Raw genomic sequence first — 20,576 nt, forward strand, 5'->3', positions numbered from 1 at the left:
TCAGTTCTCCGCCTCGGTCGCGTCCAGCAGCGCGTCCAGTTCCTCGTCCGACAGTTGGTCCAACGCGGCCGGGTCCAGCGGCCTCGACGCCGGTGCGATGGCGTCATCCGCGAGCCGCTTCATCGAGCCCGCCATCCGGGACACCATTTCCGCCATGCCGGCGAGCGTGGGTGACTCGAACACCGCCGTCAGCGGCAGCTCCACGCCCAACGCCTCACGCACGCGCGCCACGAACCGCGCGGCCATCTCGGGGTGTCCGCCCAGGGCGAAGAAGTCGTCCCGAGCGCCGATGCGCGGCTGGCCGAGCAGCTCCGTCCAGATCCCCGCCAGCGCCAGCTCCTCCGGCGTCGCGGGGGCGACGTACTCCGCGGAGGCCACCCGCGCCTTGGCCATGGCCTGACGCCGCTCGGCGTCCCCCGGCAACGTCACGTCGGCGAGCCGCTCCACGCCAGAGGCCAGTGCCTCCAGCAGCATGCGCCAGTGCTCCAGCAGCTCGGCCACCACGTCCGAGCCATGCAGCTCGGGCGCATAGGCCAGGCTCAAGCGCAGCTTCTCACCGGGAACCACGTAGGCAATGAGCGGGTGGTTGCCCTGCTCGTGGCTCTCCACGTCCACCACCTCCAGCCCCGGCACGCCCTGCCCCAGCGAGGTGTCGAGCGGGTAGTTCTCGAAGATGAGCAGGCTCTCGAAGAGCGGCAGGCCCCGTGACATGTCGCTCCAGCCCTTCACCTGGACCAGCGGACTGTGCTCGTACTTCCGCATCTCCAGTTGCCGTGCCTGGAGCTTCTGCAGCCACGGCACCACCCGCGCGCTGGAAGACAGGTCCACGCGGATGGGCAGCGAGTTGATGAACAAGCCCACCATGGACTCGGCGTCCGGCAGGTCCACGGGACGCCCGGAGACGGTGGCCCCGAAGACGACGTCCTCCTGGCCCGCATGGCGTCCCAGGAGCAGCGCCCACGCGCCCTGCGTCAGCGTGTTGAGCGTCACCGCGTTGCGCCGCGCGAAAGCCTGAAGCGCGGCCGTGGCTTCTTGCGACAGCCACAGGATCTCCTCACCTGTGACGGCGGCTTCCACCCCGGGCGCGGCGGCCCGACCGCCAGGCAGCGGCGTTGGCGTGGTGAAGCCCGCGAGCTCCTCACGCCAGAACGCCTCGGCACGGGACAGGTCCTGCCGCTGCAACCAGACCATGTAGTCGCGCCAGGCCGCGGGGCGAGGCAAGGAGACGTCGCGCCCCTGCGTCAGCGCCGCGTAGCAGGCGAAGACCTCTTGCAGCATCACGCCCACGCCCCACCCGTCCATCACCAGGTGGTGGTGACTCCAGAGGAAGCGGTACTCCTCCTCCGCCAGACGGACCACCTCCATCCGGGCCAGCGGCGCGGGCGCCAGGTTGAAGCCACGAGCACGGTCCTCACGGACCAGCGCCTCCAGCCGGGCACGCCGCTCTTCAGTGGGAACACCTCGCAAATCGTGCTCGGTCCAGGGCAGGTCCGCCTGGGCATGAACGACCTGGAGCGGCTCCGGGAGTCCTTCATGGATGAAGGACGTTCGCAGGACGGCATTGCGAGCGATGACCACCGCCCACGCGCGGCGCAGCGCGGCGACGTCCACCTTCCCGCGTGACGTCCACGCCAACTGCTCGTGGAAGACCCCCGAGCCCTGGGGTGCGAGCGCGACATGGAACAGCATGCCCTGCTGAAGCGACGTGAGCGGGTACAGGTCCTCCACGTCCGGGAACTGCCGCAGCAGGCGGTCCAGGGACGCGGGCGACAGGCGCGCGAGCGGGAAGTCCCCAGGCGAACGCCGCGCCGCGTCCGGTGTGCTTTGGCCCTCCATCAGCTCACGCAGCGACGCCAGGAAGTCGTCTGCGACGGCTTCGATGGTCGCCCGCCGATGGACGCGCGTGCTGTAGGCCCAGGCCACCTTCAGCCGGCCCTCGCTCACCACGGCATTCACCTCAAGACGGTGCGGCCGGCGACCTCCCGCGCCATGCCACGCGCCGCTCGGCTCCTCCGTGAGGGCGAAGCGCTCCGAACCGCGGGCCGCCGCGTCGAGCTGTCCCAGGTAGTTGAACCCCACCTCCGCGCGCGGCGTGGCGCGCAGCGCCTGGGCCGTGTCTTCGCGCAGGTAGCGCAGCAAGCCGTAGCCCATGCCATTCACCGGCAACCGCCGCCGCGCATCCCGCAGCGCCCGGAGCGCGTCGCCTGGACTGCCCGTCTCCGGCAACTCGACCTCCAGCGGGGAGGTGCTGGTGAACCAACCCACGGTGCGAGACAGGTCCACGTCACCGAAGAGGGCCTCGCGCCCATGCCCCTCCAGCTCCAGCCGCACGTCGCGACTTCCCGTCCAGCGGGACACCGCGCGTGCCACCGCTGTGAGCAGCACCTCGTCCACGCGCGCCCGGTACGCCAGGGGCACTTCGCCCACCAGCGCCTTCGTTTCATCCGCGCCCAGCGTCACCGTCACCAGCGCTTCCGAGCCCACCGTGTCATCGCCGCCTGGCAGGTCCACCGGGAGCGAGGGGACGTCCCGCGAGGCCGTCCAGAGCGGCAGCTCGCGCGCAGCCTCGTCCGTCCGGGCATGCGCCACCAGCCGCTCCGCCCACGCCTTGAAGGACGTCGTCTTCGGCGGCAGCGACACCGGCGCCCCGCGCTCCAACTGCGAGTACGCCGTCTCCAGGTCCTCCAGCAGCGGACGAAGCGATACACCATCCACCGCGAGGTGGTGCACCACCAGCAGCAGCCGGGACGTCCGGCCCGCGCCCCGCTCGAACAAGGCCGCGCGCAGCAGCAGGCCCTCGCCCAGGTCCAGACTCTGCTGGACATCCCCGCCCACGGACTCCAACGCGGCGCCCTGCTCCGCCTCCGGCACGGAGGACAGGTCCACGCGCCTCACGGGCACTCGCTCGGGAACTCCGGCGATGGACTGACGCCAGCCCTCCGGCGCCCGCGTGAAGCGCAGCCGGAGCGCGTCATGGTGTGACACCAGCGTCCGCAGCGCTTCCTCCAGCAGCGCGGCATCCACCGGGCGGCGCACCTCCAGCACCGCGGCCAGGTTGTAGTGGTGCGGCTGCGGCAACGCCCACTCATCGAAGAAGATGTGCTGCATGGGCGTCAGCGGCACGGGCCCCTCCACCAGCCCCTGCTCCGCCGTGCCTGTCTTCGCCGTCCCCGCGGCGGCGGCCAGCTCCACCAGCGTCTGCCGCTCGAAGAGCATGGCCGGCTCCAGCTCCAGCCCCAGGGCCTTGGCCCGGGAGACAATCTGGATGCCCAGGATGGAGTCGCCGCCCAGCTCGAAGAAGTTGTCGTGCAGGCTCACGCGCTCCACGCCCAGGACCTGCGCCCAGAGCGCGGCCAACGCCTTCTCCGCCTCGGTGCGCGGCTCGGTGAACACCTTCCCGGTGCCTCCCCGCGCGGCATCCGGAGCCGGCAACGCCCCACGGTCCACCTTTCCGCTGGGTGACAGCGGAAGCGTGTCCAGCGCGACGAAGGCGGCGGGCACCAGGTGGTCGGGCAGCCGCTCCTTCATGAAGGAGCGCAGCGCCGACGAGTCGAGCTCGGCGCCTTGCACGACGTACCCCACCAGCCTCCGAGCACCCGGCGTGTCCTCACGCACCAGGGCCACCGCGTCACGCACGTCGGGGTGCTGGCGCAGCACCGCCTCCACTTCTCCCAGCTCGATGCGGAAGCCGCGCAGCTTCACCTGGAAGTCAGTGCGGCCCAGGTACTCCAGGCGCCCGTCCGCGAAGAAGCGGACCCGGTCGCCCGTGCGGTACAGCCGCGCCCCCGCCACTCCCGAGAAGGCATCCGGGACGAAGCGCTCCGCCGTCAGCTCTGGCCGTCCCAGGTAGCCACGCGCCACGCCGGGTCCGCCCAGGTACAGCTCGCCCGGCACGCCCGGAGGCACGGGCTGCCCCCCTCCATCCAGCACGTACGCGCGCATGTTCGCGATGGGCCGACCGATGTCCGGTCGCTCCACGTCCAGCTCCGTGGAGAGCGTCGCGCAGACGGACGCCTCCGTGGGCCCGTAGCCGTTGAGCAGTCTCCGTCCCGGCCTCCAGCGCCGCGCCAGCTCCGGCGAGCAGGCCTCCCCCGCGGAGATGACCGTCTCCAGCAAGGGAAGGCCCTCCGGCTCCAACTGCGACAGGGACGAAGGCGTGAGCGTCACCGTGGTGATGCCCCGCGCCTCCAGCAGCGCGCGCAGCGGTGCCCCCGGCAGCAGTGACTCGCGCGGAGCCAGGTGCAGCTCCGCCCCGGCCACCAGCGTGGACACCACCTCCAGGACGGACGCATCGAACCCGAGCGCCGCGGCCTGGAGCACGCGCCGCCCTGGCCGCACGTCATGCGCCCGGATGATGGTGCCCAGGGTGTTGCAGAGGCCCTGATGCGGCACCAGCACGCCCTTCGGAGTGCCCGTGGACCCGGACGTGTAGATGACGTACGCCAGCTGCTCCGGCAACGAATTCACGCGAGGTGGCGCCGTCGGATTGCGCGCGATGTGGCGTTCGTCGCCGTCCACCGCGACGAGCAGCTCGCTGCCCGCGGGGAGCACGTCCGCGATGGCATCCACCGTCACCACCACGGACAGCCCGGCGTCCCGCATCATGTGCGTCAACCGAGCCGTGGGATACGCGGGGTCCAAGGGGACGAACGCTCCGCCCGCCTTCAGCACGCCCAGGAGCCCCACCACCAGCTCCACGGAGCGCTCCGCGCACAGCCCCACGCGGACCTCGGGCCCCACGCCCAGCGTGCGCAGGTGGTGCGCGAGCTGGTTGGCCTGTTCGTCCAGCCGCGCATAGGTGAGCTGCTGGCCCTCGGCCACCACCGCCACCGCGTCCGGCGTCCGGGCGGCCTGCGCCTCGAACAAGCCATGCAGCGTCGCGTCCGCCGCGAAGGGCTCGCGGGTGTCGTTCCACTCCACCAGCATCCGCTGGCGCTCCGCGCCGGACAGCAACGGCAACTCCGACACGCGCTGCGATGGATTCGCGGCGATGCCCTGGAGCAGCCGGACGAAGCGCTCCCACAGCAACTCCACCGTGGACTGGTCGAACAGGTCCGCCGGGTACTCCAAGGCGCCGGTGAGGCCCCGCGGCGTCTCACGCAGCTCCAGCGACAGGTCCACCTTGGTGGCGCCGATGTCCAGCTCCACCATCTTCACGCCCAGCCCCGGCGTGCGGACCTCGACGGGCGGCGTGTTGTGGAACGTGAGCATCGCCTGGACCAGCGGCATGCGGCTCGGGTCTCTCGGCACGCGCAGCTCGTCCACCAACCGCTCGAACGGAATCTCCTGGTGGGCGTAGGCGCCAATCGACGCCACCTTCACCCGGCGCAGCAGCTCCACGAAGGTGGGGGCTCCCGACAGGTCGGCGCGGATGGCGAGCGTGTTCAGGAAGCAGCCGATGAGCCCTTCCAGCTCCGGACGGTTGCGGCCCGCCGCGGACGTGCCGACGATGATGTCGTCCTGCCCGGAGTACCGGTGCAGCAGCGTCTGGAGCGCCGCCGTCAGCACCATGAAGGGAGTAGCCCCCTCGCGACGACCCACGGCCCACACCGCGTCCATCACCGGCTTGTCCACGGAGACCTGGAGACGGCCACCCCGGCCCGTCCAGCGCGCGGGCCGCGGACGGTCCGTCGGCAGCTCCAGCACCTGCGCGCCCGCGAGATGCTTCTTCCAGTACGCGAGCTGGGCCTCCATGCCCGGCCCCTCCAGCCAGCCGCGCTGCCACACGGCGTAGTCCGCGTACTGAATCGGGAGCTCCGGCAGCGGCGACGGGCGGCCCGCCGCGAGCGCTTCGTAGCCCGCCACCAGCTCGCGGAAGAGCACGCCCCCAGACCATCCGTCCGAGGCGATGTGGTGCAGCGTGAGGTGCAGCACGGACACGGACTCGCTGATGCGAATCAGCACGGCTCTCATCACCGGCCCATGCATCAGGTCGAAGGGCTTGCGCGCCTCGGCCAGGGCCTGCTTCAGCGCGTCCGCCTCCCGCGCCTCCAACGTGCCGCCTCGGGCCTCCAGGCGCTCCAGCACCAGGGGCATGGCGTCGGCAATCACCTGGTACGCACCGCCGTCTTCGAGCGCGAAGGTCGTGCGCAGGACTTCATGCCGGCGGACCAGCGCGTTCAGCGCGGCCTCCAGGAGCCCTTCGTCCACCGCGCCATCCAGACGCAACGTGACGGTGTTGTTGTACGCGATGCCCGCCGGGTCCAACTGGTGGAGGTACCAGATGCGCTGCTGCGGGAAGGACAGCGGCAGCGGCTTGTCCCGCCCCGCGCGCACCACGGGCGTGGCCGTCGCCGAGGCGACCTCCGTGCCCACCGTCTGCTGCGTGGCGGTCCGGGTGCCCACGGCGCCGCGCGCTGGCTGCGCGCCGGGACGCCGCGCCTTCGTCGCACGCGCGGGGGCCACGCACTCCACGTCTCCAGCGTCGCGGAAACGGGCGCGCTGGCCCGTCACGAAGAAGCGCCCATCCGCGCCCGGAACGGAGATGAAGCGCGCCCGCGTGGCCTCTGGATCATTCCAGAAGCCCAGCGGAACCGCCGCGCCGCCCAGGGCCAGCTCGCCCACCACGCCGACCGGCGCCGGCTCGCCGGAGGCATCCCGCACGGACACAGGCGCCGAAGCGGGAGACGGCCACGCCGCGCCCACCAGGGAGGACTCCACCGCCACTCGCCGCGCGGACGTGGTGACGTCCTGCGATTCGCCCCCAAGCACCCAGAGGCGAACGCTCCCCAGCGCGGCCTCGGCACCGGGCAGCTCCGCCAGGGCACGCGCCTGCGACGGCGCGCAGCGCAGCGTGGTGACGCCCTCGTCTCGCACCAGCGTCAGCAGCGCGCCGAAGCCAGCATCGCCTTCGGCCAGCGCCGCCTCCGCGGGCAGGGGCTGCACCTGGCTGCGCTGACGCACCACGTCCAGCAGGCGGAGGCTGGACATCATCGGCTCCAGCTCCACGCCGAAGTCGACGAGGCAGGCAATCTCGTCCACGTCCAGGGAGCGCACGCGCTCCACGACGCGCACGCAGTCCTCCACCGAGCCGAAGAGGCCACCTTCCTTGATGTAGTGCTCCACCCCCTGGGCGAGCATCACCTCCACGTCCTCCGGCGTGAGGCCGCGCACGTCCACCTGAAGGCCCTGGCTGGCCACCAGGTTGGCGAACACGTCCACCGAGCTGCGGAAGTACCGCAGCAGCGGCTCGCGCACGGCCTCGCGCACCTCGTCCAGGTCCTGACCAAGGAAGGTGTGGAGCATCAGCGTGACGTGCCCCTTCCCCGGGCCATGTCCCGCCTTGCGGTACGTCTCACGGTACAGCGCCACCTTCGTCGCCAGCTCGTCCAGGCTGGAGCCCAGTCCGAGCACGTTGGTGAGGATGCCCGCCCCAACCTCACCGGCCTTCCGGAACGTCTCCGGGTTGCCGGTGGACGTCAGCCAGACCGGCAGCTCCGCCTGCTTCGGCTTGGGCCGCAGCGCCAGCTCAACCTCATTGCCCGCGCCGTTGCGCCGCAGCACCGTGCCGCCGCGCCACAGCCGCCGTACTTCCTCCAGCCGCTCGATGAGCACCTCGCGCCGCCGGTCGAAGGTCCCCGGCGAGAGCGAGAAGTCGTTCGCGTGCCACCCCGTGGCGAAGGAGAGCCCCACACGTCCACGGGACAGGTTGTCCACCACGGACCACTGCTCGGCGACTTCGATGGGGTCATGGAGCGGCAACACCACGCTGCCCGCGCGGATCTGCACGCGCCGCGTGAGCATCGCCAGCGCGCCGCCCACCACCGAAGGCTGCGGATACAAGCCACCGAAGGAGTGGAAGCGCCGCTCCGGCGTCCAGACGGCTGAGAACCCGTGCGCGTCCGCGAACTTCGCGCCTTCGAGGAGCAGCTCGTACTTCTCCTCGCCCAGCGAGTCCTCATCATTGGCGAAGTACGACAGGCTGAAGTCGAGGGGCCGCCGAGTGTCCGGCTCGCGGCCCAGGACAGCGAAGCGCGCGGCGAGCCGCTCGGGCGGAAGGACGACGCGCATCCCGCGCGCCAGCGCCCACAGCAGGTCCAGCCCCGACGGGTCGGCCGAAGGACCACCTGCCGCCAACCACACGTCCCCTTCACCCGCGCCCGTCCGGGCATCCAGTGAGGCCAGCACGTGCGCCACGTTGCGGTGACTCAGCATGACCCGGCCGTGGCCGCCCAGGGCCGCGGGCGCGGGAACGATGAAGGCCAGCCGCTCCGCGGGCACGGGCGCCATCGCCTCCGCGCTCGAACCGACCGATTCCACCGCGAGGGCGCGGAATCCCTTCGGCAACGCCGGCGCGTCCTCCGTCCGGGACACCAGCAACAACCGAGGTCCTCGCGCGGGCAGCAGGGACGCCAGCTCCGCGACCTCACCCGCCGTCACGGGAAGGCACGCGCCCCCCGCCTCCAGCACGCCCCAGAGCGCGATGACCGACTCCACCGACGGCGTGATGCGCACCGCCACCGGCACGTCACTGCCCACGCCCTCCTGCTTCAACCGGGATGCAAGCCCCCGGGCCCTCGCCGACAACTCCCGCCACGACAGGCGACGGTCGCCCATGCCGAGGGCCACCGCGTCCGGTGTCCGCTCCACCCACGAGGCGAACCGGGCCAGCACAGCCGCATCCTCGAGGTCCCGAGGCCCAAGGCTCGACGACGGACCGGAGGGCGGCATGCTGGGAGCCGCGGCTCCCTCGGCCTGGAGCTGCTGCTCCGAGGAGGCAGACACCCGCGCGACAGCGCTCCGTTCCTCCGGGGCCGCCAGCGGCATCCGTGACACGCGAAGCGCTGGGTTCGCGAGCGCCGCCCCCAGCAACGTCTGGAGGTGGGCCGACAGGCGCGCGATGCGCGGCTCGTCGTAGAGGTCGGTGGCGTACTCGATGAAGCCGTGGAAGCCGCCGCTCTCGCTCTCATTCAGCAGCAGCGTCAGCTCACCGAGCGTGGCACCGAACTGCGCGGGCGTTCCCGGCACCTCCACCAACTGCATGCCCAGGCCCGCCACGGACGGCGGCGCGGTGGTGACGTGTGCGTGCAGCACCAGCGCCGCGTCGCACAGCCGCGAGCGCGCCGGGTCTCTTCCAGCGGCCACCAGCGGCAGCAGGTGCTCGAAGGGAACGTCCTGATGGCTGGACGCGCCGACCGTCGTCTCACGGGCACGCGCCACCAGCTCGCGGAACGACGGGTCGCCCGACAGGTCCGTGCGCAGGGCCATCGCGTGGGCCACGAAGCCGATGAGGGGCTCCAGCTCGCCACGGGCGCGGTTGCCCACCGGCGTCCCCACCACGATGTCCTCGCGCCCCGAGTACCGGGCGAGCACCGACGCCAGGGCCGCCAGCAGCGTCATGAAGGGCGTCACACCCTCGCGCTGGCTGAAGCCCATCAGCGCCGCGCTGAGCTCACGCGAGAAGGCGACGGGGAAGCGGGCACCGCGCAGCCGCAGGTCAGGCCCACGTGGCCGGTCCGAGGCCAGCTCCAATGACGGGGGCAGGTCCGCCAGCACGTCGCGCCAGTACGCCTCCTGCGTCGCCAGCGCGCCACCCGCCAGCGAGCGGCGCTCCCAGGCCGCCGCGTCCACGTACTGCACCGCCAGCTCCGGCAGCGGAGCGGGCTGCCCCGCGAGGAACGCCTGATAGTTCGCCGCGGCCTCACGGAAGAAGGCCACCATGGACAGCGTGTCCGAGGCGATGTGATGCACCGTGAGCAGCATCAGGTGCTCGGCCTCGGCCAGCCGCAGCAGGCTGGCGCGGACGATGGGCCCCTGCTCCAGGGAGAACGGCCGCACCGCCTCATCCAGTGCCAACCGCAGCGCCTCCGCCTCCCGGTCACCCCCGTGAGAGCGCAGGTCCACCACGGGCACCTGGATGCGGACCTCGGCGGAGAACCGCTGGCGCACACGCCCGTCCTCCACGCGGTACGTCGCGCGGAGCATCTCATGTCGGCGGATGACCTCGTTGACGCTCCGCTCCAGGACCGGAGCGTCCAGCGCGCCTGAGATGCGCACCGCCAGGGGCATGTTGAGGGACGGGTTGCCCGGGTCGAGCTGCTCCATCCGCCAGACGCGCTCCTGCACCACGGAGAGCGGCAGCTCACCCGCGCGATCGATGCGGAACATCACCTCGGAGGCCGCCCTGCCCTCCAGCGGGCCCGCCGCCTGGAGCATCGCCTCGATGCGCGCGGAGATGCCCGCCACGGTGGGGGCCTCGAACAGCGCGCTCAGCGGGAGCTGTACGGAGAACGTCTCGCGCAGCCGGGTGAGCATCTGCGCCGCCATCAGCGAGTTGCCACCCAGCTCCAGGAAGTCGTCATCCGGGCCGACCTCCACCGCGCCCAGCCGCTCGCGCCAGATGTCCATGACGCGCTGCTGGATCTCCCCCACCGAGGCGGGAGCCGTCGTGGCGGAGGGAAGCACGGGGCCCGTGCCGGCCAGCGAGGCCCCCGCCACCGGCGCGGAGGCCGTGGGCAACACGAGCGGCGCACCCGACGACTCCAGCCGGCAGGACTTCTCCTCGAACGGATACGTGGGCAACGACACGCGGCGGCGCGGCTCCGCGCCATGGAACTTCTCCCAGGCGACGTCCACACCAGCCGCCCAGAGGTCGCCCAGGGTCTGCAACAGCCCACGGGCATCGCTCTCCGTCGGACGGCGGCGCAGCGAAGGCGCCACGACCCATTGCCGCTCCTTGCGCGCCCGCGCCCGGCTCAACGACGTCAGGTCCGTCCCCGGCCCCACCTCCAGCAGGACACTGCACCCATCCCCGAGGAGCGCCTCCAGGCCCGCGGCGAAGCGCACCGGCTGCCGCATCTGCCGGGCCCAGTACGTGGGGTCGGTGGCCTCTTCCGGGCGAATCCACGTGCCCGTGAGGCTGGACACATACGGCAGCTCCGGCGCCTTGAGGCGCAGCGAGGACACCGCCCGCGCAAGGTCCACCATCAGCGGCTCCACGGCGCTGGAGTGGAAGGCGTGGGCCGACGGCAGCCGCACCACGCCCACGCCACGGCTCGACAGCGTGGCCTGCAACGCGTCAATGGCCTCCACCGGACCGGAGACGACGCACCGGCCCTCGCCGTTGACGGCCGCCAACGCGAGCCCCTCGCCGAGCAACGGCAGGACTTCCGCCTCCTCCAACCCCACCGCGAGCATCGCGCCAGCGGGCATCCGCGCCATGAGCGCGCCACGCACCACCGCGAGCCTCAGGCCGTCCTCCGGCGACAACACACCCGCCACGCAGGCCGCGGCGTACTCACCAAAGCTGTGGCCCAGCACCGCGTGCGGCCGGACGCCCCAAGACCTCCAGAGCCTGGCCAGCGCGTGCTCGACGATGAAGAGCGCGGGCAGCGCAACGCGCGGGTCCGCCAGCTTCTGGGCCGCGACGGCCTCGTGTCCCTGCGCGGGCAACAGGAGCGCGCGCACCTCGGCGGCCAGCGAGGGCTCCAGCCGCGCCAGCGCCGCGTCCACGTCCTTCCGGAAGCCCGGCTCCACCGCGTGCAGCTCGCGGCCCATGCCCACCGCCTGCGCCCCCTGCCCCGGGAACAGGAAGGCCACGCGGCGGTTCCGCCCCGCCTCCACCGCCGCGGGCTTGCGCAGCCGCTCCGCCAGCTCGGCGCCATCCGCCGCCACCACCGCGCGGCGATGCTCGAAGGAGCGGCGGCCCACGTTCCGGGTAAAGGCCACGTCTTCCAGCGCCAGCCCCGGCGCGGACGCCACGTGCGCCGCCAGCTCGCGCGACATCACCTCCAAGGCGGAGGGCGTCCGAGCAGACAACGTCACGACGTGCAACGGACGGTGGCCGCGCGCCTTCTCCTCCGCTGGAGGCGCCTCTTCCAGCACGACGTGCGCGTTCGTCCCTCCGATGCCAAAGGAGCTCACACCCGCACGGCGCGGCCCCTTCTCCCGCGGCCACGGCTTGAGCGCGGTGTTGACGAAGAACGGGCTGCGCTCGAAGTCAATCTCCGGGTTGGCGCGCTCGAAGTGCAGGCTCGGCGGCAGCTCGCCGTGCTGAAGCGACAGCACCACCTTGATGAACCCCGCCACGCCGGCCGCCGCGTCCAGGTGCCCCAGGTTCGTCTTGAGCGAGCCGATGGCGCAGAACCCCGAGCGCTCCGTCGTCTTCCGGAACGCTCGCGTCAGCGCGGCGATTTCGATGGGGTCACCCAGCGATGTGCCCGTGCCGTGGGCCTCCACGTAGCTGATGTCGTCACCGCCCAGGCCCGCATAGGCCAGCGCGTCCGCGACGACCTCCGTCTGGCCCTCGATGCTCGGTGCCGTGTAGCCGACCTTCTGCTGCCCGTCGTTGTTGACGGCCGAGCCCTTGATGACCCCGTGGATGTGGTCACCGTCCCGCAGCGCATCCGACAGCAGCTTGAGCACCACTACACCCGCGCCGTTGCCCGCCACGGTGCCACCCGCGCGGTGGTCAAAGGCGCGGCAGTGGCCGTCCGGCGAGAAGATGAGCCCGTCCTGGTGCAGGTAGCCCGTGCGCTGCGGACTGGCGATGCGCACCGCGCCCGCGAGCGCGAGGTCCGACTGCCGCGTCAGCAGGCTCTGGCAGGCCATGTGGATGGCGACCAGGCCGGTGGAGCACGCGGTGTAGACGGCGACGCTCTCGCCCCGGATCTGGAGCTTGAACGACGCCTTCATCGCCAGGCTCTCCGGGCCCGCGGTGGCCAGCTCCAGGCCCGCGCCCGCGTCCTTCCGGGCCTCGCTCAGCAGGTTCAGCAGGTGGCCGGACGAACCGGCGCCCGCGTAGAGCGAGATGCGGCCCTTGTAGCGCGAGGGGTCATACGCCGCGTCCTCGAGCGCCGCCCAGGCGCACTGGAGGAACACGCGCTGCTGCGGGTCCATCCACTGCGCCTCGCGCAGCGGGATGTCGAAGAAGCCGTGGTCGAAGCCGTCCGCGCCTTCGAGGATGCCTCCCGCGCGGATGAAGCGCGGGTGCTTCCACAGGTCCTCGGGGATGAGCGGTGAGCGCTCCAGCTCGGCCTCGGAGAAGAACGAGATGGACTCCACGCCACCGCGGACGTTGTTCCAGAAGTCACCCAGGCTGCGAGCGCCCGGGAAGCGCCCCGCCATGCCGATGACCGCGATGTCGCTGCTGGAGTCCTCGCCCTGCATGTCATCAAGCTCAGCCATTGCCGTGATTCCCTCGCCGGCCCTGTCGACGGATCGCCTGACGCCGCTGCTGGGCGCGATCCTCGTGGGCCTCGTTGTCCTGGGTGTCTGCCGCCGGCTCGCCGTCCCGCTCCAGGGACATGACGAACGCGCGGACCGTGGGATGCTCAAAGAAGCGCGTCGCCGGGACGTCGCGCTTCAGCTCGTCGCGCAGCAACGCGCACGCCTTGACCACGGACATGGAGCTGCCGCCCAGGTCCGCGAAGAAGTGGTCCTCCACGCCGACCCGCTCCACGCCGAGCACCTTCGCCCAGAGCGCCGCCACCTGCCGCTCCAGCGCGGTGGTGGGCTCCACGAAGGCGCTCCCGGCCGGGCGCGACACCTCCGGCTCCGGCAGCGCGCGCCGGTCCAGCTTGCCCACGGGCGTGAGCGGCAGCGCTGTCAGCGGGACCAGCGCGGAGGGCACCATGAACTCGGGCAGCGACTCCGCCAGGAAGTCGCGAAGGCCGCGGGGCTCCAGCGTCTCCCCTGCCCGAGGCACCGCGTAGGCCACCAGTCGCTTGCCTCCAGCGGGGTCGGGCCGCGCCACCACCACCGCCTCGGCCACCGACGGGTGCAGGCGCAGCGCCTCCTCCACCTCGCCCGGCTCCACCCGGTAGCCACGCACCTTCACCTGTCCGTCCAGCCGCTCGAGGAACTCCAGCGCGCCGTCCTCGCGGTGGCGCACGCTGTCGCCCGTGCGGTACAGCCGCCCGCCCGCCGCCGAGCCGAAGGGGTCCGGCACGAAGCGCTCCGCCGTCAGCTCCGGCCGGCCCTGGTAGCCCCAGGCCAGGCCATCACCGCCGATGAGCAGCTCACCCGGCACGCCCACGGGAACGGGGCGCAGCTCCGCGTCCACCACGTACACCCGCGTGTTGGCGATGGGACGGCCAATGGGAATGGCCCCCGGCGCGACGGCCCCCTCCATCACATGGCAGCAGGTGAAGGTGGTGCCCTCTGTGGGCCCATACCCGTTGACCAGGAGGCCTCCACGTCCGATCCGCTCCCGCACCGCGGCCGGCGGGAGCACGTCACCACCCACCAGGAGCTGCCGCACGCCATCCAGCGCATCCGGCCTCGCGGCGGAGAGCGCCTCGAAGAGCGCGGCCGTGAGCCACAACGTGGTGACACCGTGCCGCGCCAGGACGTCCTTCAGCGTGTCCACCGTGGGCGGCCGCGGTGGGAAGAGGACCAGCTTCGCGCCGTGCAGCAGCGCGCCCCACAGCTCGAAGGTGGCGGCGTCGAAGCAGATGGGCGCCAGTTGGAGGAAGACTTCATCCGCGCCCCAACGCGCGAAGCGGGAGCCCAGCACCAGCCGGGCCACCGCGCGCTGCGGCACGCAGACGCCCTTGGGCCGCCCCGTGGAGCCCGACGTGTACATGACATACGCCAGCGACTCCGCCGGCACCGTCACGCGAGGCGAGGACTCGGGCTCACGCGCCACCTCATCCCAGGCGGAGTCCAGGAGCACCACGTCCGCGCACCCCGAAGGCAGCAAGGCCGCCACCGACTGCTGCGCCAGCACCACGGCAAGGCGCGTGTCCTCCACCATGAAGGCCAGGCGCTCGCGGGGGTACGTGGGGTCCAACGGCACGTAGGCGCCACCGGCCTTGAGGATTCCGAGCATCCCCACCACCAGGTCGAGCGAACGTGGGACGCACAGGCCCACCGGAGTCCCTGGCCCCACGCCACGCTTGCGCAGGTACGACGCGAGCTGGTTCGCCCGCCGGTCCAGCTCCGCGTAGGTGAGCCGAGCCTCCTCGCACACCACCGCGACCGCGTCCGGCGAGCGGGCCGCCTGGGCCTCGAAGAGCTCCGCGAGGCACGCCTCTCGTGGGTACTCCACCGCGGTGTCGTTCCACGCCACGAGCAGGCGCTGACGCTCCGCCGGGTCCATCATCGGCAGCTCGCCCAGGCGCTGGCCGACGTCCGCCACCGCGCTCTCCAGCAACACCCGGAGCCCCTTCATCAGCCGCGTAGCCGTCTCCCGCGTGAAGAGGTCCGCGTCGTACTCCAGGGCTCCGGTGAACCCCTCCGGTGCGTCCGTCAGGGACAACGTGAGGTCGAACTTCGCCGTCCCCGAGCCCAGCTCCACGGGGCGCAGGGCCAGCCCCTCCGGCGCCGCGTCCTGGCGCGTGGCTTCATGGAGCGCGAGCACCACCTGCACCAGGGGCGCGTGGCTCAGGCTCCGAGGCGGTTGCAGCGCCTCCACCAGCTTCTCGAACGGCACGTCCTGGTGGGCGTAAGCGTCCAGCGTCGTCTCCCACACCTGGCGCAGGAGCTCACGGAAGGAGCGCGAGCGCGGCAGGTGCGCGCGGAGCACCAGCGTGTTGACGAAGAAGCCAATCAGGTTCTCCAGCCCGGGCTGCTGCCGACCCGCGATGGGCGAGCCCACGCACACGTCCTCCTGGCCCGACACCCGCGACAGCAGGAGCTGGAACGCCGCCAGCAGGCCCATGAAGGGCGTGACGCCTTCGCGGATGCAGAGCCCGCGGAACGCCTCCGACAGCTCGGCGGGGAAGCGCACCGCCAGCGTGTCACCCCGGAAGCGCTGCAAGCTCGGCCGGGGGAAGTCCTTGGGAAGCTCCAGGACGGGCGGCGCTCCGGCGAGCTGCCTCCTCCAGTAGCCGACCTGCGCGGAGAGCGCCTCCCCCTGGAGCCACTGGCGCTGCCACACCGCATGGTCCGCTGGCTGAATCGTGGTCGCTGGCAGCGAACAAGGTCGGCCCCGCAGCTCCGCGTCGTAGAGCGCCGACAGCTCCCGCACGGCCACGCCCAGAGACCACCCGTCCGAGACGATGTGGTGCAGCGTGAGGACCAGCAGGTGCTCATCAGCGGCCGTGCGGATCAGCAAGGCCCGGCACAGCGGCCCATTCACCAGGTCGAACGGGCGGCGAGCCTCTTCCGACGCGACGTTCACGGCCTGCGCTTCCCGTTCCGCCTCCGGAAGCCCCCCAAGGTCGACCACGGGGAGCGCCACGTTGGCGCTCGGATGGATGACCTGGAAGGGCGCTCCCGCGTCGCTGGAGAAGGTGGTCCTCAGGGCTTCGTGACGCAGGAACAGCCCCGCCAGTGCCCGCTCCAGGGCAGGCACGTCCAGCGGCCCAGTGAGCCGTGCGGCCCAGGGGACGTTGTAGAGGGCCGTGCCCGGCTGGAGCTGCTCCAGCAGCCACAGTCGCTCCTGCATCGCCGACAGCGGCAGGGGGTTGTCCCGGGACACGGGGACGATGGGCGGTGGGCGCGCAGAGCCGGGTGACTGACGGGCTTCGCGGATGCGCTCGGCCAGCCTCGCCACGGTCGGGCCGTCGAAGAGGTCCCGCAGCGACAAGGCGACGCCAAAGGTCGCGTGAATCCGCGTGACGACCCGCGTGGCCAGCAGGGAGTGGCCTCCCAAATCAAAGAAGCTGTCGGAGGATCCCACACGGGAGACGCCGAGCAGCTCGCCAAAGAGCCGCGCGAGCAACTCCTCCTCGGGGCCTCTCGGCGCGATGGCCTCCGAGTCGACGGTGGGCGCGGGCAGCGCGCGCCGGTCCACCTTGCCGTTGGGCGTCAGCGGCAGGCGATCCAGCACCATGAAGACGGCAGGCACCATGTACGCCGGCAAGTGCTCGGAGAGGAAGGTCCGCAGGAGCGGAGGCGTGGGCGTCGCGGCGGCCGGAACGACGTAGGCCACCAGGCGCCGCGATCCCCCTGCTTCATCCTCTCGCGCCAGCACTACGGCTTGCCGGACGTCCGGGTGGCGCAGCAGCGCGGCCTCGACCTCGCCCGGCTCCACGCGGAAGCCACGCACCTTCACCTGCGTGTCCACGCGGCCCTCGAACGTCACCGCGCCATCCGCCAACAAGCGGACCCGGTCCCCCGTCCGGTAGAGCCGCGTCCCGGGACGCTCGCTGAACGGGTTTGGGACGAAGCGCTCCGCCGTCAGCGCGGGCCGTCCCAGATAGCCCCACGCGAGTCCGTCGCCACCGAGCCACAGCTCCCCCACGCCCCCTGGCGGCACCGGCGCCATGGCCTCGTCGAGCACGTACTGAACCGTGTTCGCCAGCGGCTTTCCGATGGGAATCGACACGGCGCCCTCGGGCACGTCCGTGACGAGGTGCCACGTGGAGAAGGTGGTGTTCTCCGTGGGGCCATAGACGTGCAGCAGCCGCTCGGGCGCACCCTCACGAAGGACCCGGCGGACGGGCCTCGGGTCCACGGCCTCGCCTCCGAAGTGCAGTTGTCGCAACCCTCGGAAGGCGTCCGGCACCTCCGCGGCCACCTGGTTGAACCAGGCCGTGGTGAGGAAGAGGACACGAATGCCCTCCTCCCTCAGCCAGGCCGCGAAGGCACGCGGAGAGAGCGCCGTCTCCCGGTCCACGCCAACCACTCGGGCACCGTTGAGGAGCGCACCCCAGACTTCGAACGTCGCCGCGTCGAACGAGGCGTTGGACGCCTGCGCCACGCGGTCCTCGGGCACCACGCGGATGAAGTCCGTCTCCACCACCAGCCGGACCACGGACTGATGCGAGACGCAGACGCCCTTGGGAGTTCCCGTGGAGCCCGAGGTGTAGATGACGTAGGCGGCATCCGCCGCGCTGACGTCGGAGCCAGGCGCCGCCGTTTCAACGACGTCCCCTTGCGCCGAGACCTCCTCCACCGTGAGGACCCGCACGCCCCCTGAAGGCACCGCGCCCCGCAGCCGCTCCTGCGTCAGCAGGACCAGCGCCCCCGCATCCGCGAGCATCCCTGCGAGCCGCTCGCGCGGGTAAGCCGGGTCCAGGGGCACATAGGCCGCCCCTGACTTGAGGATGCCCAGCATCCCGACAACGAGCTCGGCGGAGCGCTCCACGCAGAGGCCCACGTGCGCCCCTCTCCGGACTCCCAACACCCCCAGCCGGTGCGCCACCTGGTTCGCCTGCGCGTTCAGCTCGGCGTACGTCAGCGTCGTGCCGCCATACCGCACCGCCACGGCGGCTGGCGTCCGCGCGGCCTGAGACTCGAACAGCGAATGCACCGTGGCTTCGCGGGGGTACGCGGTCGCGGTGGCGTTCCACTCCACCAGCACGCGGCGCCGCTCGGCCTCCGACAGCAGGGACACGTCGCCCAGCCGCTGCTCAGGACGCCGCCACAGCGCATGAAGCAGGCCGCGCCAGTGCGTCAGCAACTGCTCGGCGGCGGCCTTCGCGATGCGCTCCTGCCGGTACAGCAGCTTCAGCCGCAAGGAGCGCCCCGGCACCACCACCGCGGTCAGCGGATAGTGCGTGCGCTCGAAGGCCGTGAAGTCCCGCAGCTCCAACCCGGCCGCGCCGCGCGCGAGCGCCGCATCCACCGGATAGTTCTCGAACACGAGGAGGCTCTCGAAGAGCGGCGTGCCTCGGGGGATGTCGCTCCACCCTTGAAGCCGGGTGAGCGGGACGTGCTCCCGTTGCCCCAGCTCCACCAGCAACGACTGAAGCTCGCGCAGCCAGGGCAGCACCCCGGCGCCGTGCTGGATACGGGCGCGAACAGGGAGCGAGTGGATGAACAGCCCGACGGCTTCCTCGATGCCCGGCAGCTCCGGCGGACGGCCCGCGAGCGTCGTCCCGAACATGACGTCCTGCCCGCCCCCGTAGCGGGACAACAGCAACGCCCACGCGCCGTGGACCAGGGTGCTCGTTGTCAGGCCGTGGCGGCGTGCGAACTCCTGGAGCGCAGCGGTGTCGGGCTCGCCCAATTCCAGCGCGTGCTCTCCTGGGTCGCTACGCGCAGTGGAGCCTCCCTCCGCGGGCAATGGCGTCGGCGCTTCGATGCCCGTGAGCTGCTCCCGCCAGAAGGCCTCGTCCTGCTCGGGCCGGCGGCGGTCCAGCCAGTCGACGTAGGTGCGGAAATCCATCGCGGCGGGCGGTTGCCAGACGTCCCCCGCTGAAATCGCCGCGTAGGCCTCGAGCACCTCGCCAAGGACCCGCGCCAGGCTCCACCCGTCAAGCAGCAGGTGGTGGAAGCTCCAGACGAACCGCCAGGCCTGGTCCTCCAGCCGAATCAGCGCCAACCGCAGCAGCGGCGCCTTCGACAGGACAAAGCCCTGCGCCCTGTCCTCACGCAGGAACGCGGCCAGGGACTCGCGCTGTTCGTCCGACGAGCTCCCGCGCCAATCGAACTCGCTCCACGCGGGGGTCGCCCGCGCATGGACCACCTGGACAGGCTCCTCCAACCCTTCCCAGAGGAACGACGTGCGCAGTGAGCCATGCCGCTCGGACACCGCCTCCCATGCTCGCCGGAGCGCCCCGGAATTCAGCGGACCGGCGAGCGTCCAGCTTCGCTGATCGAAGTACGCGTCGGTGCCGGGCTCCAGCAGCACCTGGAACAACAGTCCATGCTGGAGGGGTGAGATCGGATGACGCTCCTCCGTTGCGCCCGCGAGCTCCACCAGCGTCTCGACGCAGCGACGCGCCAGGGCTTCGATACGCTCGCGCGTGTGCAGCGCCTCGCTGTAGTGCCAGGCGAACTCCAGGCGCCCGCCAACGACGCGAGCCACCACCTCCAACACATGGCTCCGGAGCCCCTGCGTCCCCTGCGATGCGCCCGTGGGTTCCGGCGCCAGCGTGAACAGCGCCGAGCCCCGCGCCCCCGAGTCGAGCTGCCCCAGGTAATTGAAGAGGACCTCGGACGAAGCACCGGCCTCGGAATGGAGGTCGCGCAGCAGGCCATATCCAAGGCCCCTGCCCTTCCGGTGCTCCCGTGCCGCACGCACCGACGCGAGCACGGAGGCGGGCGCCATCCCCTCTGGCAGCTCCAGACGCACGGGGAACAACGCGGTGAACCACCCCACCGTGCGTGAGAGGTCCACGTCGTCGAACAGCTCGTCGCGCCCGTGGGCCTCCAGGTCGATGCGCAGCCGGCGCTCGCCACTCCAGTGGGCCAGCGCGCTCGCAACACCGGAGAGGAGCACGTCCTCGAAGCCCGGCTGGGGCCCGACCGCCGATGCACGAAGCAGCGAGTGCGTCACGTCGGCATCCAGCGCCACCGTGACGACGCGCTCCGAGCCCTGCGAGTTCACCCCACCCAGCACGTCCCGAGGAAGGGCAGCCACACTCGCGCTCAGCACGTCCCGCCAGTAAGCCCTCTCCTCCGCGAGCACGTCCGAGGCCGCATGCGCCTCCAGCCGTTGTGCCCAGGCCTGGAACGACGTCGTCTTCGCGGGGAGCGCCACGGGCTCACCGCGGGCAAGCTGCCGAAGCGCGGTCTCCAGGTCCTCCAACAGCACGCGCCAGGAGACGCCGTCCACCGCGAGGTGGTGGATGACCAGCAGCAGCCGCCCTGTCCGGTCCGGCCCCCGGTCGAACAACACCGCGCGAAGGAGGCCCCCCGCGCGCAGGTCCACCCCCGCCTGCTCCTCCGTGGCGGTGCGCTCCATCGCCTCTGCCTGCGCGGAGACCTCCACTCCGGACAGGTCCACGAGCCGCAGTGGCACA

At 71.9% G+C, this 20,576-nt stretch carries 2 protein-coding genes (1 of these 2 cut by a window edge); both read right to left on the reverse strand.

Annotated features, from left to right (window positions below; all coding sequences use genetic code 11):
• Complete coding sequence (locus HV824_RS06890) at window positions 1-13,125, reverse strand: non-ribosomal peptide synthetase/type I polyketide synthase (protein ID WP_176422926.1); 13,125 nt, start codon at window positions 13,123-13,125, stop codon at window positions 1-3.
• Window positions 13,118-20,576, reverse strand: the final stretch of a protein-coding gene (locus HV824_RS06895) for a non-ribosomal peptide synthase/polyketide synthase (RefSeq protein WP_176422927.1). Its footprint extends 9,686 nt past the window's final position; 7,459 of the gene's 17,145 nt are visible here — the last part of the coding sequence; the start codon falls outside the window, past its right edge — the gene reads right to left on this strand; its stop codon occupies window positions 13,118-13,120. Before HV824_RS06895 ends, HV824_RS06890 begins: the two co-directional genes overlap by 8 nt.

This window comes from Myxococcus sp. AM009, assembly GCF_013372605.1.
Classification (GTDB): Bacteria; Myxococcota; Myxococcia; order Myxococcales; family Myxococcaceae; genus Myxococcus; species Myxococcus vastator.

What these genes read in the sequence shown, in the direction of transcription:
- HV824_RS06890 (WP_176422926.1), bottom strand. Translation starts at nt 13,125, where the DNA reads ATGGCTGAGCTTGATGACATGCAGGGCGAGGACTCCAGCAGCGACATC.